Origin of the sequence: Sporomusa termitida, from assembly GCF_007641255.1 — a bacterium.
GTDB classification, from domain to species: Bacteria; Bacillota; Negativicutes; order Sporomusales; family Sporomusaceae; genus Sporomusa; species Sporomusa termitida.
The window spans coordinates 3,781,686-3,806,764 of sequence record NZ_CP036259.1 but is presented as its reverse complement, the minus strand read 5'-3'; the positions used below and the strand labels follow the sequence as shown (position 1 = coordinate 3,806,764).

The window sequence follows — 25,079 nt, the reverse complement described above, 5'->3', positions numbered from 1 at the left end:
AACAGAGACGGTTTCTGACTTTATTCGTCAAAACCGTCTCTTCCTATTAGGGGGTAACTGGATTGTCTGCAATTGATTATCTGTATGAATGGTTCCGGGACCATGTCCGGACGTATTATACCAGTGATGAGTTCATCATGACCAGGGTTTTGCTGAAAGAGGAACACAGCAAACGGGTGGCGGCCATTGCCGCGAGCCTGGCCGCTGAGCTGCAGCTTGCAGAGCGGCCAAGGCTGCTGGCGGAGGTGATCGGCCTGTTCCATGACCTTGCCCGCTTTCGCCAGGTTGCTGAATACCGTACCTTTGTCGATGCCGAGTCTTTTGACCATGGCGATGCCGGCGCGGCGGCCTTGGCCCGCAGCGGCCTGCTGGCGGATTTTACCGCGGCTGAGCAGGCGGTGATCGGCTTTGCCATTGCCAATCACAATAAAATGCAGATTCCGCCGGCCTGTTCCCAGACCCTGCTGTTTGCCAAGCTGATCCGCGATGCCGATAAGCTGGATATCTTCAGGCTGCTGCCGCCGGTCCAGGCGGATCATGATTACTCGCCCCAGCTGCTCGGTCAGTTAAAACCGGGCGGGGTCCTCTCCTACCGGGATGTCAAAACCCTGGCTGACAAACGCCTGATCAGGCTGAGCTGGTTTTACGATATTTATTTTGACTGGACATTGGCCCAGCTGATTGCGGAAGGTCATCTCGAGCGGCAGCTGGACTCCCTGCCTGATACCGGTGATTGCCGGGCCATCAAGGCCACGCTGCAGGCCTACGTGGATAACCGACTCACGGGTGAATCAAGGGGACGGTTCTTTTGAGTCGCCGGGACAGCGGTTTATTCCAGCAACGGGGTAAGCCGGCCCTGGTGGAGGATATGGAGATAATACATGGCCCGGGACAGGGCCACATACAGCAGCCTGGCATCATAAGGATCATTGGTGAACTTATTATCAGCGGCATTCCAGATAATAACGCCGTCAAATTCAAGACCTTTAGCCAGACTGATCGGAGCTACCGTAATACCGCCATGGTAGCTCAAAACATTGCCTGAGATCAGATTCAGGTTGTCGAGCTGCGGGGCGGCAGCCCGCAGGCCTTCATATAATTTCAGGCTGTCGTTTTCCAGTTTAGTCAGTATGCCGATAGATTTACAGCCTAACTGCCGAAATTCCTCAATGGTGCGGAGGGTGCTGGTAAGTGCCGCCAGTGCGGAAGGCGCTCGCTCAATGACCGGCTGACGGCCAATTTCATAGACCGGGACAGCTTTTGACCGGCCGGCGGGCAGGACCTTGTTGAATAAATCAACAATTTCCTTGGCAGAGCGATAGCTGAAATTAACCTCATAATAACGGCATTTAGCTTCGTCGAACACATCCTTCAACAGCGCCTGCCAGCTTGTCAGACCCCGGTCGGTGTGGATGGCCTGGGACATATCACCCATAATGGTAAAGGACGTGTTGCGGGACAGGCGGGCTAATACGATATATTCGAGAAGATTGATATCCTGGCCCTCATCGACGGCAATATGGTCAAATTTCCCGACCTGAGTAAAGCCGTCGATGAGCAGCTTAAAGTAACACAATCCGGCCAGATCGTCCTGTTCAATTTGCCCCGCTGCCAGGACGGCCCCGGTATGTGCTGTCAGTTCATCAATAGTGAACCCATGGGGTTTTATTTTGCGCCAGGCCTGTTTATCCTGCATTAGGCCGGCATAGCCCGCTAATAGCTCCAGAAACGGCCATTTGGCAATATGCCGTTCCATAAATTGATTACCTTCGGCAGCATAGCGGGCTGCCGTTTTTTCATCGGCCCGCGCTTCACCCCGTTTATACCTGGCTTCATACACCTCGATAAAGTTTCTTATCCGGAAGCTGATATATTTCTGCAGGGAGCGCAAGCGCTCATTATAAGGGACGCTGGCGCCTTCAACAACCTTCTCCAGCTGCTGTTCCCGGCTGATGACAAGCTGGCCGTCAAACAGGCTGATGTCATTGAGTTTCAGACAGAATTTCTCCAGCCGTTTGTCCAGAAATATCTCCATTACTTTAATAAACTCGGGGGTGCCTTTCCATCTGGCCATTGCAGCCAGCGGCTCAGTATCAGCACTGGCCGGGCTGATAACCGGTTCAAACTGGATAATCGCTGCTGCCAGATCGGCAAAGGTCATTTGCCGTACGTCCTGGGCATCAATTTCCGGCAGCAGGTCGGAGATGTAGTCCAGAAAAATTTTGTTAGGAGCAATGATGACAAGTTTTTCGGGGTTCAGCTTTTCATTGTATAAGAGATAAGACAAACGGTGCAGGCCGATGGTGCTTTTGCCTGACCCGGCCACGCCCTGGATGATGGTAACCTGGTTTAGCGGCTCGCGGATAATCTGGTTCTGCTCGGAGCGGATAGAGGTAACAATATCTTTAAGGCGGTCACCGGCACCCTTTAGCAGCCGTTCCAGCAGGAAAGGATCGGCAATCAGCGACTCCTGCTGCCGGTTCATCAGTTTGCTCAGGATATTGTCATCAGCCATAGAGATCAGCTGACTGTCTTCAATTTTATACTGGCGCTTTAGCCTGACGTCACCGGTATAGGTATAGCGGCCCAGCACCTCGTAGCTGGCGCGGCCGTCCTGGCATTCATAAAAGATTGTCGATACCGGGTCCCGCCAGTCGAATACCAGTATATCCTTAACGGTTTCTATATCCAGTCGGGCGACTTTGGTCCGGCCGATATAATAGTGTTCAAAATCCCCGGTGCCATCTTCGCGAAAATCAACGCGTCCAAAATAGGGGCTGTCCAGGGCTTTGGCAATATCTGATGCCTTAACGGCATGGTCACTTTTCATCAGTGAGTGGACATAGGCGCTTACTTCATCTTTTTTAGAGCGGGACTGACTGATTTTAAGCACCCGCTCGTCCATATCATTCTCTAAATCTTTAATGATCTGCCGCATGGCTTGGATGGTGTCAGCTAAATGCTGCTGCTCTTGGGGAAAATCAGGATGGTTGCTCATATCGGTTACCTCGCGTATCTTAGCAATTGTTTTCCAGGTCTGTTAGAATATTATAGGGCTAGATTATTATGTTTAGCAAGTCCTGATGTAATGCCTGGCAAGTATTTCTGAAGGAAAAGGGGCGAAAGGCCTTGGGCCTGTGGGAATTGTAAACACCACCTTGTGGTACTTAAAAAGGAAATACATTTCATAGGCGGTTTACGCGAGATTATTATGAGGTGTACCCTAATATACGGCAAGGATGGTGAAGTGATGATAAGTTTGGTACAGGCCGGAAAAAGAGCTGTCATTTATGTGATGGGATGGCGGTTTGTGTTATAATAAATAAAAGGACCTGATAAGGCAAGGGTGGGGGTGTGGAGATGGAGGAAATGCTCAAGCAGCTGTTGGCAGGCCAGGCGCAGTTGTTTGAAGGCCAGAAGCAGCTATGCGAAGGCCAGGCACAGTTATTTGAAGGCCAGAAGCAGCTGTTCACAGGCCAGGCACATTTATTTGAAGGCCAGAAGCAGCTGTTCGCAGGCCAGGCGCAGCTAACTGAAGGCCAGAAGCAGCTGTTCACAGGCCAGGCGCAGTTAACTGAAGGCCAGAAGCAGCTGTTCGCAGGCCAGGCGCAGCTAGCCGATGATCAGAAACAACTATTTGAAGGCCAAAACCAGCTAGTCGCAGGCCAGAAACAAATTTTTGTCAGACTGGACAGGCTTGAAGACAGCCTAGGCAAACTGGAGGAGGGACTGGACCGCGTTGAAATCCGGCTGGACCGGATTGAGGGCCGGCTTGATACTGTTGAGGGCCGGGTCAGCCATAACAGCGAGGTTGTGCAGGCACTCTTGCATCGTACTGAAGAACTCAATGCCCAGGTTTATAGCAGCGGACATAATCTGGCTGAATTGACGGGAGCTGTGAATCAGGTGCGGGACAGCCTGGACAGCCTGGAACGGAAGGTGACGCGCATTGATGCCAATGTGTATTCAATGGCTGGCGATGTCTCATTTCTTTTACGTAAGGCCAGTGAACATGATGAGGTGATACGCACCTGAACCGGGCCAAGTAAATCGGCCGGCAATTATCCTGTTTAGATGACTGAAGTTGTCAGTAAGGCTATGAGTGAGTGATAAAAAGCCTATGAAAAACGCTTTTGTGGTTTTCTTAGGCTTTTTCGTTATATAAAGGGTTTGGAAGACTTACTTTTTTGTGTATACAAATATTTGGATTAATTTACCAAAGGAGAATGGTTTTCTAAGGTGGAATTTCTCGAGGAATATAAAGGTAAACTAAATGAGGAAGGGTCAACCAGCGAGAGGAGCTAATGATGCAGGCAAAGTTGCAGAATTTGAGTTATTATAAGTGGTTAATCTTCGGCGTTGTGGCTACCGGTTCCTTTATGGCGACAATGACCGCATCGATCGTCAATGTCGGCTTGCCGCCGATTACCGCCGCTTTACATACGGATATTGCCACCGCCCAGTGGGTTGTTACCGCCTATCTGCTGGTTATCACCAGCCTGTTGCCGCTGATGGGGCGGCTGGGAGATATTTGGGGGCGGAGGAACCTCTACGGTTTTGGTTTTATCGGCTTTACCGCCGGTTCGCTGATGTGCGGTGTTGCCAATTCAGTCAGCATGCTGATTGGGTTTAGGGTACTGCAGGCTGTGGGGGCGGCGGCCCTTATGGCTAATTCGATGGCCCTTATTACCAGCTGCTTCCCGCAGAGTGAACGCGGCAAAGTCTTAGGGGTGATTGGCACCGTGGTAGCGCTGGGCAGTCTGAGCGGTCCGGGCATCGGCGGCCTGCTGGTTGAGCATTTTGGCTGGCATGCAATATTTTTTGTGAATATCCCGGTTGGTTTGCTGGGGTATGCCGGGGTGCGGCTGATTTTGCCGGCCGACCGGGACTTGAGCCGGGAGCGGATCGATTATCTGGGCGCGGCCTTATTTACGGCAAGTATGGTGAGTTTTTTGCTGGCCCTGAGTTATGGCACTGCATGGGGCTGGACTTCCCTTACTACCATGAGCTGCGTTGGTTTTGCCCTGCTTGTCTTTGGGGTATTTATCTGGTATGAAACCAGGATTGAGCAGCCGATGCTGGAATTAGCTATTTTTAAAAACATTACCTTCTCGGCCGGAAATCTGGCAGGCTTTCTTTCTTTTACCGCGATGTTTACCAATACCATGCTGCTGCCGTTTTTTCTCCATGATGTGCTGGCTTTTAGCCCGGCGAAAACCGGCTTAATTATGTCGGCCTTTCCCCTGGTTATGGCCGTCACTGCCCCGGTGAGCGGCACCCTGTCGGATCGGGTCGGGCCGGTGTTATTGACAACCGCCGGCCTGAGTTTAATGGCTATCGGGCTGCTGGTGACAGCAAAACTGCAGCTGGATGCCACCCTGTGGCTGATTATGGGGGCCCAGGCGCTGATGGGACTGGGCAACGGCTTGTTTCAGTCGCCGAATAATAACAGCGTAATGAGCGCTGTTGAGCCGCGGCAGCTGGGCGTGGCCGGCGGCATTAACGCCCTGGCCCGGAACTTCGGCATGGTGTGCGGCACCGCTGTAGCAGTAGCGATTCTGGAATACCGGCGTGTTGCCTATCTCAGCGGTCTGAGCGAGCCCACTGCCGGCCAGCAGGTTGCGGCTTTTATGACCGGTTATCACGATGCACTGCTGGTTGGGGCCGGGTTAGCGGTGCTGGGGGCTCTGATTTCCCTTAAACGGACATAAAAGCGGCTTGCCGGCCCCATGCTGTAGCTGTTGTAGTGTATAAAAACTTTCAGGATTGGTGATCACATGATTAAGAGCGGAACCCTGTTCCGGTTTTGGGCCTGGCTCAAAATCCTGCGGGATAATGCAGTAATATTATATTATGCATGGCGTCATCCACTGACCCCCCAATATGTAAAAGGGCTGCTGACAATGCTGGTTATCTATATGGTCAGCCCTGTCGATATCCTGCCTGATTACCTGCCGCTGCTTGGCATTGCGGATGATGCCACCCTGTTAACGGCGGCGGCGCTGTATCTGACGCGCCTGCTGCCGGCGCCGGTATTGGCGGAGAGTAAGCGGCAGAGTGAAACCTGGGGCCGCCGTATGCCGTATATCCTGGGGATGATTGCCGTAGCGGCTATTGCCTGGGTGGTGCTGGTGATCGCTATTTTTCGCAAAGTATTTTTCGAATAAATCAGTTATTAATTGGCCGGTTTGCAGGAATTGCTCAAATTTTGCCGAATATTCTATTATATCAGCAAATTAAGGAGATGGTTCACGTGGCCATAATTATGTCAGACTTCACAGGTTTCTGGTATAGTGATGACATGGAAGAGCAGGTTGCTGTTGCCGATGGTGAATTTCTCTTGCTGCATACGAACACCAGGAAAGTGGAGAAATTGGGGACTACGTTTGCGGAAGCCAAAGAAACACTGACCGTATTGGGAAAAATTGATAACTTTTCTGACTTTCTGTAAAACTTGTTGCTTTAGGGTTTGTGTTGAATTAATTCAGCACAAACCTTTTTTTGCACAATGTAAGTAAAGTAAAATGTATTTCTGAAAAAGATTGACAAGAGATATGTACTCAAATTATAATATACTTAAAGTTAAGAAAATTATATAAATGACTTATATATGCCTATAGCTATTAGATATTAGGGGGCAAAACTCTATTTGAGTTTTGCTTCTTTTTATTATTCAGGACCTTTGTACCCAAAAGTTCTGAAAGTCACATGCTAAATTGTAATACGGAGAGGAGAAAACAAAGTGTCCGAGAATTCTCAAGCAGAATGCATGCAAAGAGGGCTAAAGAACCGGCATATTCAGTTGATTGCCTTAGGGGGGGCTATCGGTACCGGGTTATTTTACGGATCAACAAAAGCGATCCAAATAGCAGGCCCGGCAGTTATGCTTTCCTATCTGATCGGCGGTATTATTATTTTCTGGATTATGCGGCACATGGGCGAAATGCTGGTAGATGAGCCGGTCTCAGGTTCCTTTAGTCATTTTGCCTATAAGTACTGGGGCGATTTCCCCGGTTTTCTGTCCGGCTGGAACTACTGGATCGCTTATATACTGGTCAATATGGCCGAACTGACAGTAGTCGGGAAATACGTCCAGTTCTGGTGGCCCGACATTCCGGTCTGGGTTACGGCTCTGGTATGCTGGGCGGTACTTACAGGGATTAATCTGATTCATGTAAAATTGTACGGCGAATTTGAATTCTGGTTTGCCATTATAAAAGTAGTGGCCATCATCGGCATGATTGTCTTCGGTACGTTGCTCCTGTTGAACGGGCAGGCCGGCCCCAGCAGCGGTGTAGGCAATCTCTGGAATTATGGCGGCTTTTTCCCGAATGGAGTGGAAGGTTTTCTTTGCTCCCTGGCAATCGTCATGTTTGCTTACGGCGGTACGGAATTAATTGGGGTTACGGCCGGAGAAGCGGACAATCCCAAGAAGACCATCCCCATGGCTATTAATCAGGTGATGTGGCGGATCCTGATTTTCTATGTCGGCGCCTTGTTAATCATCCTGATGATCTATCCCTGGAATCAATTAGGTGCCGGCGGGGCGGAAGGCAGCCCGTTTGTCCAGATCTTTTCCAAAATAGGTATCTCCTCGGCGGCGGCACTATTGAATGTTGTGGTAATTACAGCAGCTCTGTCTGCTTATAACAGCGGTCTGTACAGCAATGGACGGATGCTTTATAATCTGGCGCAGCAAGGTAATGCTCCCAGCATGTTCAAGAAATTGAACAAAGGCGGCGTACCGGTAGTGGGAATACTTTTTTCCTCCGTGCTTATGGGCCTGGTTGTATTTTTGAACTACCTAATTGAAAGCCAGGTCTTTACCTATCTGATGGCCCTGGTTGTATCGGCGGATATTATCAGCTGGGTGATGATCAGTGTCAGCCATATGAAATTCCGCATGGCTAAGGTGGCCGCAGGCGAAAAAATTGAATTCCCGGCAGTATGGTTTCCGGTCACAAATTACGTCTGCATAGGCTTTTTGGCGATGGTATTCGGGATAATGTGGTATTTAGGCGGAGACTGGCGCATTTCCATGTACCTGACCCCTCTATGGCTTATCCTTCTGTGGCTTGGCTACAAATTTAAGCCGCAGGCGAAACAGGAATCAACAACAATACCCAAATAGTGAAGAAAACTATTAAATTAGCACCCTGAACCGGCTTTACCACAGCCTTGCCTGTACAATATTTGGCTTGACTTTGGCGGTCAGGTCAACTATCATAATATATAAGTTGCCTTCCTTAGATGCTAGATATGAGAGTGTGGCAGGCAAAGATAATACGCCAGGACAGCTTGCTTTACGATTTTCCGGAAAATGTAGTTTTGAACGGATAGCTTGCCCATAGTTATGAGATATTAGGGGGTAAACTCAGTAATGAGTTTTATCCCCTTTTTAGTTTCTAAAAAACGGAGGTACTGACATGATATTATTAGACGGATATAGCTTAACGCTGGCAGACGTGGTAAGAGTGGCCAGAGAGTATGCGGAAGTAGGACTAAGTGAGCAGGGACGCAGCCAAATCGTGGCCAGCCGGACCATTGTCGATAGAATTCTGGAAGACGAGACGCCGGTTTATGGTATCTCCACCGGCTTTGGAAATTTCAGCCAGATTTTTATTTCTAAAGAGAAAAGAGAAAAACTGCAAAAAAATCTGATCCTCAGCCATGCTACCGGGGTAGGGGAACATCTGCCGGCAGATGTTGTGCGGTCGGCGATGCTGCTAAGGGCTAATTCTTTGTCTAAAGGCTATTCGGGGATTAAGCTCTCGACGGTGGAGATGTTATTGACCTTTTTGAACCGGCGCATTTGCCCGGCGATTCCCGCTAAGGGCTCGGTTGGCGCCAGTGGCGATTTAGCGCCTCTTTCCCATATGGTGCTGGTTATGCTGGGGGAAGGTCAGGCCTATGTGAACGGCAGGCTGATGAGCGGAGCCCAGGCCCTGGCTGAAAGCGGGCTGGAACCACTGGCTCTGGGCGGCAAGGAAGGCCTGGCTTTGATTAATGGCACGCAGATCATGACCGCTGTTGGGTGTATGGTATGGGAGGATGCCGTTAACCTGATGAAGAGTGCCGACGTGGCCGCCGCTTTATGCACAGAGGCTTTAAAAGGTACCCGGACTGCTTTTGATCCCCGTATTACTCAGGTAAGGGCCCATATCGGCCAGATGGCGACCACGGAAAATATGCTGCGGCTGACAGAGAACAGCCCGATTATTGAATCTCATGTCAATTGCGGCAAAATACAGGACGCCTATTCCTTGCGTTGTGTCCCGCAAGTGCATGGGGCCTCGAAGGATGCCTTGCGACGGGTCGAAGAAACCCTGAACATTGAGATCAATGCCGCCACCGATAACCCCTTGATTATGCCTGACACCGGCGAAGCAATATCAGGCGGCAACTTTCATGGCCAGCCGATCGCGCTGGTCATGGATTATCTGAAACTGGCCCTGGCTGAGCTTGGCAATATCTCAGAGCGGCGCACCAACCGGCTGCTGGATGCTCATCTGAGCGAACTGCCGCCGTTTCTGACAGCCTATCCGGGCGAGGATTCAGGCTTAATGATTACCCAGTATACGGCGGCTTCCCTGGTGTCGGAGAATAAAGTACTGGTCCACCCGGCCAGTGCTGATTCGATACCGACCTCAGCCAACCAGGAAGATCATGTCAGCATGGGAACCATTGCTGCCCGGCAGGCCAGGGAAATTTTGGAGAACGTCCGCTATATCCTGGCGATTGAATGCTTAGCAGCAGCTCAGGGCATTGATTTTCTCGCGCCTCTGACCCCGGGGCAGGGAACCGGCGCTGCCCATAAAGCGATTCGTCAGGCGGTACCGCATCTGGACGAAGACCGGATACCAGCACCTGATATTCAAAATATTTATCAGCTGCTAGCTGATGGCTCACTGATTAAGGCCGTAGAAGCGGCAATCGGGCCGATGAAAATTTATTAACACTCTATATATGGTACAATACTAGGAACAGGAGGGACTCCTGTTCCTAGTGCCTTGACAGGATTAAAACTTTGGCTACCTTGTGGATTTTTTCCCGCCCTGCTTCATTGTCGTCGCCTTACATATGTCCGATATGCGCGGTCCTCCGCCTTGCAGGGCGAACAAATCTCCCCAACCTAACCTAATTTCAGCCCGGTCAAGGTACCAGTATTATTGGTTGAAGCACAGGCAGTAAGAGGATGTTGCCAACCCCTGAGTTTTTCTGCGGCAGATAGTGAAAGAAAGGTGGATCAGTAATGTTCAATATAGAAAATAACGGCAGCCTGGGTAAACTGGCAATTTTAACAATCATGTCCGGCGGTGAGGATGAAATCGCCTTAAAACGGCAGGGGGAAAAATTCGGTTACCGGCTGTATAAAGGCAAAGTGGGCTCGATGGATTCGGCCAAGATCTTTGCGGCCGTTGAGACGGCGGCAAAAAAAGAAGGCCTTATTGACCAGCGTTACCGGGAAGAGCATGCCTTATATCATTCGGTGTTCGAAGCCTACAGCGGCATGTGCCGGGGGCAGATCGGGCTGGGAACGGTATTGCGCAGTGCCGGTTTGTTGTTTTGTATTGTGCGGGGTACGAAGCTGCCGGGGAATGATGCTGATGGGGAGTGGATTGCGGTGGCTCTGTACGGGAATATGGGGGCGCCGATTAAAGGGTATGAGCATGAAGTGCTGGGCCTGGGCATTAATCCAATCTAACAAGACGGTTTATAAATAAGCAAGCGCCACATGTCTTCGCAGACAAGGTGGCGCTTTTATGCAGGCGGTATTTACTCAGCTTCCGGCGGGCTTGGCGTAACAGGGGATTACCAAATATCATGTCCCGGGCGATAATCCGGTGAAGCCAGCTTGATCAACTTGTTCACCAGATAGCCGCCGACACCGATAACGCTTTCAATATGCAAAAAATGGGCAATGGAGGGGTCAAATAAAACGGTGGCGTTGGCCGCGATTTCTTCATCGCCTTCCCAGACAACCACACACAGGGGGATTTTCGGGAAAACCTTAAAGATAGCAGAGGCATCGCCAAAACGGGCAGGCTGACCACCCAGGGGCTTGGCGCACTCCAACAGGAGCGAGGCCTGGTGGCCGAAGGTTTTTATCAGGCCGCCGATGGCCTCCTTATGGAAGGCCGGATAAAAGAGCATGCCCCCATTGGGAATCTCTTTTAGACTGACCCACTTGTTGGCTATTTCTGTCCTGGTCTGAAAGAAGGTGAGGTAATGCAGGATCAGGATCGCCGCCCCGATTTTAGGAACAGAACCGTCTTTTTCTTTACAGATGGTTTTATTCACACAGTCAACAATATAATTTTCGTTTAAATAGGGGACGACAAATTGCTGTTTTTCCCTTAGATACAGCACATCCATACTGGCCGCGATCTCTGCCGGCGTTTTCGGTTCAAGATCCTGCCAGCCTTTGTCATACGCAATACGATAGTTACTTTCCAGAGTAATCCCTCCCTAACTCGTGCACTATAATTATAGTAAACACTGCCGTTCAGAAGCAGGGGGACGTTCATTTTGCTTCTGGCCACAGCTAATCAGAAGCAGGGGGACGTTCATTTTGCTTCTGGCCACAGCTAAGATAAATATGGTAAGGAATAGCAGGAACTGTAAATCTGCCTAACCGGATCATTGGCAAACCCATACTGTAAAATACCCTGCAACGAATTATTCTAAGAAAGTAGTTTATACTATACCCAAAGCGGTGATAGTTACGCCTGGCGTACAAAAATTAGCTCTTACTATTTTGTATATCATTCTATACTCTTAATACAACCACCTTCAAGAGGAAACTCTTGAAGGTGGATATATTTTGCTAAGCAAGGAGATATATAGTGTAATGTGCGGAGTGATTAGCCAGACAATTATAATTCTTTACAGGAGAGGATAGCTTGAAAAACCAAGACAGACCATCAATCCTGTTTGTGGCTTTAAACCGGCATCAAAGCCGGTATTTTCGCCAACTAGGCGCAAATTTAAATGATTCTTATAATATTTACCATATTGATTACGGCTTGTCTGATTTTGCTGGCGCGCTGATAAAACCGGCGCTGCCGGAATGTGTTGCTTTCACTGCAGAAGAATTGGCCGAGATCATTCGTTTTTTGCTAATAAAGGGAAAGTCCCGCGCCTTTACTGGTTTTCGCGGCTGGATGCATTCGCCGTCAGTGCTGGAAAACCGGGCATATTATGCAACTCTGTATTTTTATAAATACCTGTGCCGTGTTCCTATTGACCTTGTATGTGTATGGAACGGCATAAATCTTCCCTTGGCAGCTGCCGCCAGGGTGGCAAGAAAACTTGGCAAACAGACTGTTTTTTTTGAAAATGGCTATCTAAGAGATACAACTACCCTTGATCCAACCGGTGTTAACTATCAGAATAGCTTAGTGAATAAGCCGCGCTCCTTTTATGATGCTATAGTACCACAACCGCAGCTGCTGGCAAAACTATATAATACGGACCCACCACTCCGGCAAATAAAGAGTAAATGGTATCAAAACCTAATCAAAAAGCAAGAGAAGCGACAACCGGAAGCAATTATCCTGCCGGAGAACTTTATCTTTCTGCCGTTCCAGGTACAGGATGATACGCAGGTGTTGTTGTATTCGCCGCACTTTAAGTCAATGGAGCAATTAGTAGATTGTGTTGTGAAGGCATTAAAACAGCACAACTCAATCACCGGGGCCAATCTTTGGCTCGTTGCCAAGGAGCATCCTTCCGATTTTGGCCGTGTAGATTACTCTGCTTTGCAGGCAAAGTACCAAAATGATAATATCTTATTTTTGCGCTTTTATCCAACGCCGGACTTAATTGCGCAGGCACAAGGGATTATTACCCTGAATTCGACAGTGGGTATTGAGTCCTTAGTTCATCATAAACCTGTTATAACACTGGGGAATGCGTTCTATAATGTAAAGGACCTGGTCTGCCATGTTACGCAATCAGAGCAACTGTCAGCGAGTATTCCGTTTATAAACGCAGAGCCGGACCATCAATTAATTGACAGGTTTTTGTATTATTTACGCTATTGTTATTTAGCCGAAGGCTCGTGGCAGCAACCGAATGAGCAGCATTTTCAAAGTGTCCGCGAAAAGCTTGCAAAAATTTTGCAATAATTAAGGAGAAGCGCGGGGACGTTCATTTTGCTTCTTGCAGCAGATTATGATAAAATCAAATAAAAAGGAGGGAAAATATGGTAAGATGTGCAAGAAAAAAAAGTGTTACTGGCATCTATCATGTGATGCTGCGGGGGATCAACCGTCAGGCGATCTTTTTTGAGGAAGAGGACAATTGCCGCTTTATCGAAACATTGAACCGGGCCAGGGCTAATGGCGGTTACACTATTTATGGATATTGCTTGATGGGGAATCATGTCCATCTCTTACTGCATGAACAAAAGGAAGAAATTGCCGTTATTATGAAGCGTATCGGCACAAGTTATGCCCGGTGGTATAATGAAAAATATGACCGGGTTGGTCATGTCTTTCAGAGTCGGTTTAAAAGTGAGCCAGTTGAGACAGAAGCGTATTTATTGACTGTTTTAAGATATATCCATAATAATCCCTTAAAAGCAAAATTGGCAGTAAGGACGGAAGACTATAAGTGGAGCAGTTGTCAGGCCTATTACAGAGAGCAGGATTTTTATGACGGCTTGACTAATACTGGATTTGTATTAGCTATCTTGAATAGCAACCGCGAGGCGGCCATAAAACAATTTGCTGATTTTATGCAGCAGGAAAACGCTGATCAATTCATGGACTTTACGGTAAAGCAGCACAAGAACGATGCAGATTTGGTTCAGGAGATTATGAAGCTCTTAAATGGACAACCTGTTTCAGCTTTGCGAAGTCTGAGTAGGGATAACCGGAATAATTTAATCAGGCTAATTAAAGAGATAGAAGGCGTAACCCAACGGCAGATTGCCCGCGTGACAGGAATTCATCAAAGTGTTATATTTAAGATTTAAATTAAAACGAAGCAAAAAGAACGTCCCCCTGCTTCGCGCTTCCGCCTCTTGCTTCTATAGAAAATATGGATGGATGGAGGACAAATGTATATTTATACTGATATTGTTGGTCAGTTTGCCTGCCAGATGTGCGGAACCTGCTGCCGTAATCAGTGGCAGGTAACGGTGGACAAGGCCAGCTACCGCCGGAATGAGGCGCTGTTTGCCGCCGGCGGGCGTACGGCTGAGTTTGCGCAGGCTTTTATTGTCCTTGCCGGCCGGAGTGGTTATGGCGAGCACGCTTATATTGCCAAACAAGCCGGCGGTGGCTGCTGGTTTTTAGGGGCCGGCAACCTGTGCCGGCTGCATGAAGAGGCTGGCCACAGTCATCTTGACGCTGTTTGCCGGACGTTTCCCCGCTATCCGGTGAGTACAGCCCGCGGGCTCGAAATAACCCTAAGCTTTAGCTGCCCGGCGGTATTAAAACTGGCTGACCGGGAGGAAGGGCTGCGGCTTATCCGCGCCGAGGAGCCGCCGCTGGAGCTTACTGCTGACAACTATGCCGCCGAGATTTATCCGCAGCAGCAGCCGGACCGGCAGCCTCTCCGCTATTATTTTGAGCTGGAAAGCCATTTTATTGATCTTTTGCAATGCCGGGCGATGCCCTTCAGCGAGCGTTTGGCTTTTCTGGCCGATACGGTACAGGCCGTGGACCGCCTGGCGGGCAGCCAGGATATCTCCCGCCAGCTGACAGCGTTATTTAACCGCAACTACGACTGGCTGGAGGAGCTGGCTGCTGCCCGTGAGCCTGCCCGGCCGGAGGCAGGCAGCGGTTTGCTGGAAAACTTTTTTGTCAGTCTGCTGTTTAAAAAACCATTTTATATTTTCGGTTTTTCCCGGACGCTGCTGCTGTTAAACCGTATCTGGCAGCGGCTGCTGGGAGCTGATGACCTGGGGCGGGAAATTATGCGGCTGGAGCTGCAGTATGGCCATGACCGGCAGGCGCTGTTGCGTTAAGTATAAAGAAAGCTTAGCCCGGAACGGTGGGAGCAAAGGAAAAGCTGCTGCAGGTGCCTGATAAGCTCATCCGGGTTGAGAAAGATAATTTTTTATCGATAATGGTTTTGCTAGCGGCCAAGAACCGTCGCCTTGCTGCCGATAAAAGTTACAAGAGCAGCAGGGGAAAGACGGAAGCAAGCGAATTTAGAGAAAATAGATGGTTCGAACGGGTTGTACCCACACAAATCAGTAAAGCCAAAGGACAGCAAAACATGAAAAAATCAATTTTACAGGAAATTCAGGCTGCTGTTATTCAATATGCGAAAATTATTGCCCATGTTATCCGGGTGGATGTGGAAATCGTCGATGCCGGCTTAGTGCGCATTGCCGGCACCGGCATCTATGGCCGGGGCATCAATGAAGATATGTCGGAGGAAGGTTTTGTCTATAAGCATGTGCTGGCTACCGGCAAGCCCCAGTATATTGAGGAGCCGGGCCGGCACGAACTTTGCGGCCGCTGCCCCAAGCAGGGCTGCTGTGAGGAAAAACTTGAATTATGTACTCCTATTACCTTAGGCGAGGAGATTATCGGCGTTATTGGGATGATTTGCTTTGCGGAAGCGCAAAAGAACCAAATCATGCAGGATTTAAGCTTTTATCAGCTGTTTCTGACGCAGATCGCCGACTTCATCAGTGCCAAGGCTTATGAGCGGCAAGACAGCAAACGTAATGAGCGGATGCTGGAAGTGTTGCTGCAGGTCATCAATAATGTGGACAATGGGGTCCTGGTGCTGGACGAAGCGGGAAAAATCATCCAAATAAATGACAGTGCCTGCAAACAGCTGCAGCTGACTGCCGACTCTATCGGCAAACCGGTGGCTATGGCTGCTACCAGCGATTCCCTGCTGGGTGTGGAAGAATACAAAGTAGTCATTGATAATACCACCTATTTTCTCATAGGCAGTTTATTGTCGGTATCATCAGGCCTGCCTTCCTATGACCGGATTTTTATATTTAATGAAATAAAAAATGTAAAATCCGGTATTTATGGCTTAACCAAAGTCGATATGCCGGTCACCCTGGATAATCTTGTCGGTTGTTCCCCGGCGACCGAGCAGCTCAAAACCAAGCTGACGAAACTTGCCGATTCTAATTCCACCGTTTTGATCATTGGCGAAAGCGGTACCGGCAAGGAGGTTGTGGCCAGGGCCATTCACACGGTCAGCAACCGCAGCGATAAGCCGTTTATCGGTATCAATTGCGCCGCTATCCCTGACATGCTGCTGGAAAGTGAATTATTCGGCTATGTGAAGGGGGCATTTTCCGGCGCCGATCCCCGGGGGAAAATCGGCAAGTTTGAACTGGCCAATAAAGGCGTCATCTTTTTGGATGAGATTGGCGATATGCCCCTGTATCTACAGGTGAAACTATTGCGGGTGCTGCAGGAACGCAAACTCGTGCGCATTGGCTCTAACCAGCTGATATCCTTGGATATCCGCGTTATTGCCGCCACCAACAAGGACTTGAAAGAACTCATCAAAGAAAAAAAATTCCGGGAAGATTTATACTACCGGTTAAATGTAATCCCTATCGAGGTGCCGCCACTCCGGAGCCGCGTGGAAGATATTGAGCCGCTGGTGCACTCCCTGATCGGCAAGTACAGCGGTTTGTTCAGCAAAAAGATTCGCGGGATTGACCGCGAAACCATGGGGATACTGCTGCAGTACAATTGGCCGGGGAATATCAGGGAACTGGAGAATACCATTGAGTTTATGATTAATATGGCCGATGACAGTGGCTGGCTGACCAAGGATACCCTGCCGCGGAGTTTCCTGGACAGCCGGGCTGGGCAGCCGGTGCCGGCAGAACCGGCTGCTGTTAAGACTTTGCGCCAGGTGGAACAGGAACACATTTTGCAGGCTGTCCGGCGGTTCGGGGATACAACCCAGGGAAAACTGGCCGCCGCCAGGCAGCTGGGAATTGGTATAGCCACCTTATACAGAAAATTGCGCGAAATCGAAGAAACACAGTAACCGCTAAGTAATTTATACCGGTTTTCCGTGACGCAGCAATATGCTTTCTACCTTAAAACTTATTCTTTTTGGGTAGAAAGCATATATTTTTTTACCTGCACAAAGTATGGCCTTGCCGGAGCTGGCTTCCGCCTTACCCGTGGTATAAAGTAAACGCTTCTCCAGCTAATTCTTGGCTATTTGTGACTTTATCAATCTGATAAAAACTTGCTGCTGAAAACACGCCTTGTAGCCCCAAAGAGTTCGGGTTAGCTACTGTCCGGGGCGTAAAAAGTGGTAATTCGCTATCTATTTATCATATTGATAAAGTTATTATTTTGATAAAAGAAAATAAGAAAATTCAGGCCCCGGTCAGGCTGCAGCCAGGGCGCGCAGAGCGAGCAGGATGTGATTTTACTCCGGTGTAATGGCCTGAATACGAAGCTTTCCCTATTAAACAGAAAAAATTTCAGAGCATTGATAATATTGGCACGGTCTTTGCAATGGTAATTAGCTGCGACAGACATAAACCAGAAAAGAGGTACAAGAATGGACCGGAAAATCAAATGGGTTAAAAATCAGATGATGGACAAAACGGAGAAATCATCGATTGACTTTTTGAGCTGCCAGGAAATTCGCAAAGTGCGCGAGTTCCATAAGAGTTTCCCTGAATATCGCCAAACTCCGCTGCGAAGTTTAACAGAGCTGGCCGGGTATCTGGGCGTCGGCGGTATATATCTGAAAGATGAATCCTACCGCTTTGGCCTGAAGGCCTTTAAAGTCCTGGGCGGCTCGTATGCGATGGGGAAATACCTGGCGCAGCGTCTGGGGCTGGACATCAGCAAGCTGGCTTACCGGCAGCTAACCACGGCGGCAGTCCGGCAACAATTGGGCGAGATCACCTTTACGACCGCAACTGACGGCAATCATGGCCGGGGTGTTGCCTGGACGGCCAACCGGCTCAAGCAAAAAGCGGTGGTGTATATGCCCAAAGGATCGTCCCTTACCCGCCTGGAGAATATCAGGGCCGAAGGCGCCGAAGCATCTATCACCGATCTGAATTATGATGACGCCGTCCGGTTAGCTACAGAAAATGCCAGGAAATATGGCTGGGTGGTAGTACAGGATACCGCCTGGGAAGGGTACGAAGAAATCCCCGCCTGGATTATGCAGGGGTACGGGACCATGGCGCTGGAAGCGCTTGAACAACTCCAGGCCGCCGGGGTCGACAAGCCGACTCACGTGTTCGTGCAGGCCGGGGTAGGCTCTTTAGCCGGCGCCGTGCAGGGTTTCTTTGCCTCAGCCTGTCAGGGTGACGTTCCCCCAACGGTGGTCGTGGAGTCCGATCAGGCCGACTGCTTATATCAATCGGCAGTGGCCAATGACGGCAGGCCCCGCATTGTCACCGGGGACCTGGCCACCATCATGGCCGGTCTGGCCTGCGGCGAACCCAATACCATCGGCTGGAATGTACTGAGAGACTATAGCTATCTGTTTGCGTCCTGTCCGGACTGGGTGGCGGCTAAAGGCATGCGGCTCTTAGGCAATCCGCTGGGCAATGACGCCAGAGTAATTTCCGGCGAGTCGGGGGCCGTTCCCGCCGGGCTCCTGGCCGAGCTGATGACAAACCCGGAGCTGGCGGCGGCAAAAGAGAAACTCGGCCTCAATGAAAAGTCCAAAATTCTGTTGTTCAGTACCGAGGGCGATACCGATCCGGTGAAATACCGCGATATTGTCTGGAACGGCGAATATCCTGCTCCTGCTAAATAAGCTGCTCTTTACAGCGGGAACAACGTATAAGCAAAAACGAAAGGGGTCATCACCTTGAAACTGGAATTTGAAAAAATCTTGGAACTGGCGAAAAAGTATGAACCGGACATCAGTAAATTCCTGCGCGATATGATTGCCATCCCCAGCGAAAGCTGTCAGGAGGAACAGGTTATCCTGCGGATTAAGGAAGAAATGGAAAAAGTCGGTTTTGACAAAGTGGAAATTGATCCGATGGGCAACATTCTGGGCTACATCGGCCATGGCCAGCATATTATCGCCCTGGATGCCCATATTGACACTGTGGGTGTCGGTAATCCGGAAAACTGGCAATACGATCCGTACCAGGGCTATGAGGATGATGAAATCATTATTGGCCGGGGCGCCAGCGACCAGGAAGGCGGCATGGCTTCCATGGTGTATGCCGGCAAAATTATTAAAGAGCTCGGGCTGGAAGACAACTATACCCTGGTCATGGTCGGCTCGGTCCAGGAGGAGGACTGTGACGGCCTGTGCTGGCAGTACATTATTCAGGAAGATAAGCTTAAGCCCGAATTCGTGGTCAGCACTGAGCCGACCGACGGCAAAATTTACCGGGGCCAGCGGGGCCGGATGGAGATCAAGGTTATGACCACCGGTGTAAGCTGCCATGGCTCGGCCCCGGAACGGGGCGATAACGCCATCTATAAAATGGGCCCCATCCTAAGTGATTTAAAGGCCCTGCATGAAAACCTTATGGAGCATGACTTTTTGGGCAAAGGCAGTCTGGCGGTATCGGAAATCTTCCACACCTCGCCCTCCCGCTGCGCCGTAGCCGACAGCTGCTGGATTTCCATCGACCGGCGCTTAACGGCCGGCGAAACCGGTCAGCATGCCATTCAGCAAATTAAGAATCTGCCGTCGGTAAAAGCCGCCAAGGCCGAAGTCAGTATGTATACCTATGAGCGGCCGGCTTATACCGGTCTGGTATATCCGACCGAATGCTACTTCCCGACCTGGCTGATTGAAAATGAGCATCCGGTATGCCATACCCTGGTGGAGGCCTACCAAGGCCTGTTTAAGCAAGAGCCGCAAGTGGACAAATGGACCTTCTCGACCAACGGCGTTGCCATTATGGGGCGGTTTGGCATTCCCTGCATCGGTTTCGGCCCCGGCCATGAAGATCAGGCCCATGCGCCGAACGAACGTACCTGGAAGCAGGAGCTGGTTGACTGCGCCGCCATGTATGCCGCTATTCCGCTCATCTACACACAAAAATATGCGGACAAAATGACCAAGGAAACGAAAAATCTGGTGTAAGGCTCCGGCTAAACCAAGCTACCCTATGGTAATACCACCATAATAGATAATTATGAAAAAATCAGGGAGGAATCTACAAATGCAATCCATTTTCAGAGGAAGACATTTTATCAACTTGGAAGATTTCACTAAAGAAGAAGTAGATACCATGCTCGAGGTCTCTTTGGACCTGAAGAAAAAGTTTGCCATGGGCGTGCCGACTCCCTATTTACTGCATCAATCTATGTTTTTAATGTTTTTCGAGCAATCGACCCGCACCAGAAATTCCATGGAGGCCGGGTTTGCCCAACTAGGCGGTCACGCCGGCTTTTTAGATTCCAGCAGCATGCAGATCGCCCACGGGGAAAGCGCCAAAGACACCGCCATTATTCTGTCCCGTTTCGGCCATGCCATTGCCTGCCGGTACTGCAACTGGGGCTATGGCAACAAATACCTTACCGAAATGGCTAAATGGTCGTCAAAACCCATCATGAACCTGCAATGCGATCTGTATCACCCGTTCCAGGCCCTGGCCGACCTCATGACCATGAGGGAGAAAATCGGCGATTTAAAACGGGTCAAAGTGTCCATTATCTGGGCGTATGCCGAAAGCCACAAAAAGCCGATTTCCGTGCCTGTATCCCAGGTGCTGCTGTTCCCCCGCTACGGTATGGATGTTGTCCTGGCTCACCCGCAGGGCTGGGAACTGCCTGACTGGGTAATTGCCCAGGCTAAGGCCAATGCCGAAAAATACGGCGGTTCGGTCACTGTTACCGACAATGAGGCCGAAGCCTATGCAGGCGCTCATATCGTAATCCCGAAAAACTGGGGCAACTGGGTGAACGACCAGACCGGTGTGGCCGCCGCCGGCGCCGTGGCGGTAGTGGACGACAAGCTCAAAGCCCAAAGATTCTGGAAATGCACCGAGGCCAAAATGGTTACCGCCGACAAAAACGTGATGTACATGCATGCCCTGCCGGCCGACCGCAACAACGAAGTGGAAGATTCGGTCATCGACGGGCCGCACTCCATCGTGTACGACGAAGCGGAAAACCGCCTGCATACTGCCAAAGCGGTAATGACCCTGTTAATGGGCGGCCGATAAGCATGGCTAAATTAGCTGTTATCGCTATTGGGGGCAATTCCTTAATCCGGGATAACACGCGCCAGACAGTGGAAGACCAGTACGCTGCCGTCTGCGAGACGGCCAGGCATATTGCCGGCATGATTGAGCAGGGGTATGAGGTCATCATTACCCATGGCAACGGACCGCAGGTCGGCTTTATTCTCCGGCGGTCGGAAATTGCCAACGAAGTGGCCGGCATGCATTTCGTGCCGCTGGTGGCCTGCGGCGCCGATACGCAGGGCGCCATCGGCTACCAGATCCAGCAGGCTATGGATAACGAGTTTAAGAAACGGGGCCTGGACAAATCCGCCATTACCCTGGTTACGCAGGTAGTGGTGGACGGTAATGACCCGGCTTTTAAAAAACCGACCAAGCCCATCGGCTCCTTCTATACCCGGGAGCAGGCGGAAAAAATCCAGCAGGAGCATCCGGACTGGATCATGGTAAGCGACGCCGGCCGGGGATACCGCCGGGTAGTGGCCTCGCCGCTGCCGCTTGAGATTGTCGAAAAAGAGGTCATTCATAAACTGGCGCTGGGCGGCTACTGTATGATCGCCGTCGGCGGCGGCGGTATTCCCGTCATCCGCCGGGAAGACGGCACCTTCGCCGGTGTCGACGCCGTTATTGACAAAGATTTTGCCGCCGGTCTGCTGGCCGCTGCGGTTAAGGCCGATGAACTCATCATTTCCACCGGGGTGCCGAAAGTGTATTTAAGCTACGGCCAGCCGGATGAGAAAGCCCTGGATAGAGTCACGCTGGCGGAATTGAAGGAATATGTCAGGGAAAACCATTTCGCACCCGGCAGCATGCTGCCCAAGATTCAGGCCGTCATCCGCTTTTTGGAGAATGGCGGCAGGAAAGCCATTATTACCAATCCGGAGTCGCTGGAAGCGGCAGTGGCCGGGAAAGCGGGAACTCATGTAATTTTGTAAAGGCGAGGCAGAGATACTCCCGGGCCGGAGTATCTCTGCAATACTATCTTCTATGGTTGGGCAAAGAAACTGACTGAATCAGAAAATCCGCGGTTAAGACGCGTGACCAACAAGCCGTCAGCCGCTTTACGATGTATAGGCAGTGCAAACATTTCACAAGTAAGGATCACACAACTAAAATTGCGAATATTGGCAAAAGCGGTGCAACACACTCTTTCCAGGCCTAGGGCCTCTGGAATATGGGGATTCGGAGCCCTGTATGCAGGGCGTATCCTTTGCCGCCGTAGCGCCTATGGTCCTGATAGGAAAAGCACACGGACTGCCGGGAATTTTTGGCGGCACGATCGCCGCCGGCATTATCGGCTATTTCTTAAGCCCTTACTTCAGTAAGCTTATCCGCTTTTTTTTCCAGCAAAACCTGTCCTGAACAGGAGGATTACGTATGTACAGCTTTATGCTCAACGATCAGCCGGCCGTTTGTGACACGGATATAAACCTGCTGGCGTACCTGCGGGATTTTGCCCGGCTTACCTCAGTAAAAAACGGCTGCGCCGAAGGCGCCTGCGGGGCGTGTATGGTGCTGCTGGAGGGAAAGGCCGTGCGGGCTTGTGTGCTGACAACGGCCAAAATCGCCGGCAAAACATTGCTTACAGTCGAAGGCTTGTCCGCACGGGAAAAAGATATTTACAGCTGGGCTTTTGCCGCCGCCGGGGCCGTACAGTGCGGTTTCTGCATCCCCGGCATGGTAATCAGCGCCAAGGCGCTGTTAGGTAAAAACGCCTGCCCTACCGCCGCCGAGGTGAAAAAAGCGCTGCACGGCAATGTGTGCCGCTGTACCGGCTATGTCAAAATTGAGCAGGCCGTGCTGCTGGCTGCCAAAGCCCTGCGGGCAGGCTTTACGCCGCCGGCGGAGAGTGACTATAAAGTGGGTGACAGAATGCCGCGCATTGACGCCCGCGACAAAGTACTGGGATTGGCTGAATACGTGGACGACATGTATGTGGCCGGCATGCTGCACGCCGCCATTTTACGGGCTCCGAGCCCGCGGGCGCTGATCAAACGCATTGATATTGCCCCCGCCCTGAAGCTTGCCGGCGTCGCAGCCGTCGTCACCGCCAGGGATATTCCCGGGCGGCGCCGGCAGGGACACATTATTCCCGACTGGCCGGCCTTTATCGCGGAGGGGGAGGAAAGCCGCTATATCGGCGACGCCCTGGCGGCTGTGGCTGCCGCCAGCAAAGAAATCGCCCAGGCGGCCGTCAAACTAATCCATGTGGAGTACGAAGAACTGCCGCCGCTTGTTTCGCCCCGGCAGGCGCTGGCTAACGATGCGCCGCCGCTTCACCCTCAAGGGAACCTGCTGGCCAAAACCGTGCTGAAACGCGGCGACGCCGACGCCGCCATTGCCGCTGCCAGGTATGTTGTCCGCCAGCGTTACACCACGCCGTTTACCGAGCATGCCTTTCTTGAGCCGGAAAGCGCCCTGGCCGTTCCCCAGCCGGACGGCACCCTGACGGTGTATACGGCCGGGCAGAACGTCTACGATGATCATCATGGCATTGTTTCCCTGCTGGGAGTGGCGGAAACCGACGTACGCATTGTCAGCAAAATGGTGGGCGGCGGTTTTGGCGGCAAAGAAGATTTATCCGTGCAGCATCATGCCGCGCTGTTGGCCTGGCATGCCAAACAGCCGGTGAAACATACGCTGAGCCGGCAGGAGAGCCTTTTGGTCCATCCCAAGCGCCATGCCATGGAAATGGAGTTTGTTACGGCCTGTGACGAAAATGGCGTCATTACGGCCATGAAAGCCGAGATTCTGGCCGACACCGGCGCCTATGCCTCACTGGGCGGGCCGGTGTTGCAGCGGGCCTGCACCCATGCCGCCGGGCCGTACCGGATCGCCAATGTGGATATTACCGGCCTGGGTGTCTACACCAATAATCCGCCCGCCGGCGCCTACCGGGGGTTTGGCGTTACCCAGTCCTGTTTCGCCATGGAGACCAATATCAATCTGCTGGCCGAACAGGCAGGCCTGTCCCAGTGGGAAATACGCTGGCGCAATGCCATCGAACCCGGCCAGGTCTTGCCTAACGGCCAAATCACTGATCAGGGCACCGCGCTGAAAGAAACGCTGCTGGCTGTTAAAGCGGCTTTTGACTCCAGTCCTCACGCCGGTCTGGCCTGTGCCATGAAAAATGCCGGTATCGGTGTCGGACTGCCGGACATTGGCCGGGTAAAGCTGAAAATCGCTAATGGTCAGGTCGTCATTCTTACCGGGGCGGCCTGTATCGGCCAGGGTTTGGTCACCGTTATGACCCAGATTGTAGCGGAAACAACAGGCCTGGATGCTTCCCGGATAGCGGCCGTTGCCCCGGATACCAGCCTCACCCCCGACTCCGGCACCACCACCGCCTCCCGGCAGACGGTATTTACCGGCGAGGCCACCCGCCAGGCGGGCCTGAAGCTTAAGGCGGCCCTGGCGGCAGCCTCCCTGGCTGAACTGGAAGGCCGCGAATTTTACGGCGAATACTCGGGGATAACCGACCCCATGGGCTCTGACAAACCCAACCCGGTCAGCCATGTCGCCTATGGCTATGCCAGCCAGGTTGTCATTGTCGATGAAGCCGGCAGGCTGGTTCAAGTGGTTGCCGCCCATGATGTCGGCAAAGCCATTAACCCGCTGGGGGTGGAAGGGCAGATTGAAGGCGGCGTGGTTATGGGCTTAGGCTATGCGCTGACCGAGGACTTTCCGCTTCAGGCCGGCATTCCCCAGGTTAAATTCGGCACGTTAGGCCTCTTCCGGGCCGGCAATATCCCGGCAATACAAAGTATCATCGTCGAAAAGAACCAAGCCGAACTGGCCTATGGGGCCAAAGGCGTGGGCGAAATCACCTCGGTTCCCACCGCCCCGGCCGTAGCCGCCGCGTACCTTAGGCTGGACGGCAAAGTCCGCACCGATTTACCGCTGCAGGAGACGCCCTACAGCCGGAAAAAATGATATATTT

The 25,079-nt window shown here is 51.3% G+C and carries 20 protein-coding genes; 18 read left to right on the top strand and 2 right to left on the bottom strand.

Features of this window, described 5'->3' with window-relative positions; genetic code table 11:
* The first annotated feature begins 62 nt into the window (after positions 1-62).
* Positions 63-812 carry an HD domain-containing protein gene (locus SPTER_RS17880; protein WP_144351626.1) on the top strand — a complete coding sequence of 250 codons (750 nt, stop codon included), beginning with the start codon at positions 63-65 and terminating at the stop codon, positions 810-812.
* Positions 813-829: 17 nt separating this feature from the next.
* Here the strand turns inward: SPTER_RS17880 and SPTER_RS17875 are convergent, their stop codons facing one another.
* Positions 830-2,998, bottom strand: a complete 2,169-nt coding sequence (locus SPTER_RS17875) for a HelD family protein (RefSeq protein ID WP_144351625.1) — start codon at positions 2,996-2,998, stop codon at positions 830-832.
* A gap of 362 nt (positions 2,999-3,360) precedes the next feature.
* Here SPTER_RS17875 and SPTER_RS17870 point away from each other — a divergent pair, with 362 nt between their 5' ends.
* The 7 genes from SPTER_RS17870 (at position 3,361) to SPTER_RS17840 (ending at position 10,705) form a co-directional block, all read left to right on the top strand.
* Positions 3,361-4,035, top strand: a complete 675-nt coding sequence (locus SPTER_RS17870) for a hypothetical protein (protein ID WP_144351624.1) — start codon at positions 3,361-3,363, stop codon at positions 4,033-4,035.
* Positions 4,036-4,304: 269 nt separating this feature from the next.
* A complete protein-coding gene (locus SPTER_RS17865; RefSeq protein ID WP_246105344.1) occupies positions 4,305-5,711 on the top strand; it encodes an MFS transporter in 1,407 nt (468 codons plus the stop codon).
* A gap of 66 nt (positions 5,712-5,777) precedes the next feature.
* Entirely contained in the window at positions 5,778-6,167 is a 390-nt protein-coding gene (locus SPTER_RS17860) for a YkvA family protein (protein ID WP_144351623.1), read from the top strand.
* Between the two features lie 86 nt (positions 6,168-6,253).
* Complete coding sequence (locus SPTER_RS17855) at positions 6,254-6,451, top strand: hypothetical protein (RefSeq protein ID WP_144351622.1); 198 nt, start codon at positions 6,254-6,256, stop codon at positions 6,449-6,451.
* Between the two features lie 291 nt (positions 6,452-6,742).
* Entirely contained in the window at positions 6,743-8,131 is a 1,389-nt protein-coding gene (locus tag SPTER_RS17850) for an amino acid permease (protein WP_425474287.1), read from the top strand.
* A 295-nt stretch (positions 8,132-8,426) separates the two neighbouring features.
* Positions 8,427-9,956: a histidine ammonia-lyase gene (hutH, locus tag SPTER_RS17845; RefSeq protein ID WP_144351621.1), complete on the top strand. Its 1,530-nt coding sequence runs from the start codon at positions 8,427-8,429 to the stop codon at positions 9,954-9,956.
* Positions 9,957-10,252: 296 nt separating this feature from the next.
* A complete protein-coding gene (locus SPTER_RS17840; RefSeq protein ID WP_211367314.1) occupies positions 10,253-10,705 on the top strand; it encodes a histidine utilization transcription antiterminator HutP in 453 nt (150 codons plus the stop codon).
* Positions 10,706-10,812: 107 nt separating this feature from the next.
* Here the strand turns inward: SPTER_RS17840 and SPTER_RS17835 are convergent, their stop codons facing one another.
* On the bottom strand, positions 10,813-11,376 hold the full coding sequence (locus SPTER_RS17835; protein ID WP_246105343.1) for a DUF3786 domain-containing protein: 564 nt from the start codon (positions 11,374-11,376) through the stop codon (positions 10,813-10,815).
* Between the two features lie 527 nt (positions 11,377-11,903).
* On the opposite strand from SPTER_RS17835, the gene SPTER_RS17830 reads away from it, so the two are divergent.
* The 10 genes from SPTER_RS17830 (at position 11,904) to xdh (ending at position 25,072) form a co-directional block, all read left to right on the top strand.
* A complete protein-coding gene (locus tag SPTER_RS17830) occupies positions 11,904-13,130 on the top strand; it encodes a capsular polysaccharide export protein, LipB/KpsS family (protein ID WP_144351619.1) in 1,227 nt (408 codons plus the stop codon).
* Positions 13,131-13,207: 77 nt separating this feature from the next.
* Positions 13,208-13,981: a transposase gene (locus SPTER_RS17825; RefSeq protein ID WP_144351618.1), complete on the top strand. Its 774-nt coding sequence runs from the start codon at positions 13,208-13,210 to the stop codon at positions 13,979-13,981.
* Between the two features lie 84 nt (positions 13,982-14,065).
* Positions 14,066-14,977 carry a flagellin lysine-N-methylase gene (gene fliB, locus SPTER_RS17820; protein ID WP_144351617.1) on the top strand — a complete coding sequence of 304 codons (912 nt, stop codon included), beginning with the start codon at positions 14,066-14,068 and terminating at the stop codon, positions 14,975-14,977.
* Positions 14,978-15,003: 26 nt separating this feature from the next.
* Complete coding sequence (locus tag SPTER_RS17815) at positions 15,004-16,992, top strand: sigma-54-dependent Fis family transcriptional regulator (RefSeq protein WP_246105342.1); 1,989 nt, start codon at positions 15,004-15,006, stop codon at positions 16,990-16,992.
* A 528-nt stretch (positions 16,993-17,520) separates the two neighbouring features.
* Entirely contained in the window at positions 17,521-18,741 is a 1,221-nt protein-coding gene (gene dpaL / locus SPTER_RS17810) for a diaminopropionate ammonia-lyase (RefSeq protein ID WP_144351616.1), read from the top strand.
* Between the two features lie 54 nt (positions 18,742-18,795).
* Positions 18,796-20,037 (top strand): YgeY family selenium metabolism-linked hydrolase, encoded by a 1,242-nt coding sequence (locus SPTER_RS17805; RefSeq protein ID WP_211367313.1) that lies wholly within the window; start codon positions 18,796-18,798, stop codon positions 20,035-20,037.
* 79 nt (positions 20,038-20,116) lie between these two features.
* On the top strand, positions 20,117-21,121 hold the full coding sequence (locus SPTER_RS17800; RefSeq protein WP_144351615.1) for an ornithine carbamoyltransferase: 1,005 nt from the start codon (positions 20,117-20,119) through the stop codon (positions 21,119-21,121).
* Positions 21,122-21,123: 2 nt separating this feature from the next.
* The gene (gene arcC, locus SPTER_RS17795) at positions 21,124-22,074 is read left to right on the top strand and encodes a carbamate kinase (RefSeq protein ID WP_144351614.1); all 951 of its coding nucleotides are present in this window, start codon (positions 21,124-21,126) and stop codon (positions 22,072-22,074) included.
* 259 nt (positions 22,075-22,333) lie between these two features.
* Positions 22,334-22,501 (top strand): hypothetical protein, encoded by a 168-nt coding sequence (locus tag SPTER_RS17790; RefSeq protein ID WP_246105341.1) that lies wholly within the window; start codon positions 22,334-22,336, stop codon positions 22,499-22,501.
* Positions 22,502-22,516: 15 nt separating this feature from the next.
* Complete coding sequence (gene xdh / locus SPTER_RS17785) at positions 22,517-25,072, top strand: selenium-dependent xanthine dehydrogenase (RefSeq protein WP_144351613.1); 2,556 nt, start codon at positions 22,517-22,519, stop codon at positions 25,070-25,072.
* Positions 25,073-25,079 lie beyond the last annotated feature (7 nt).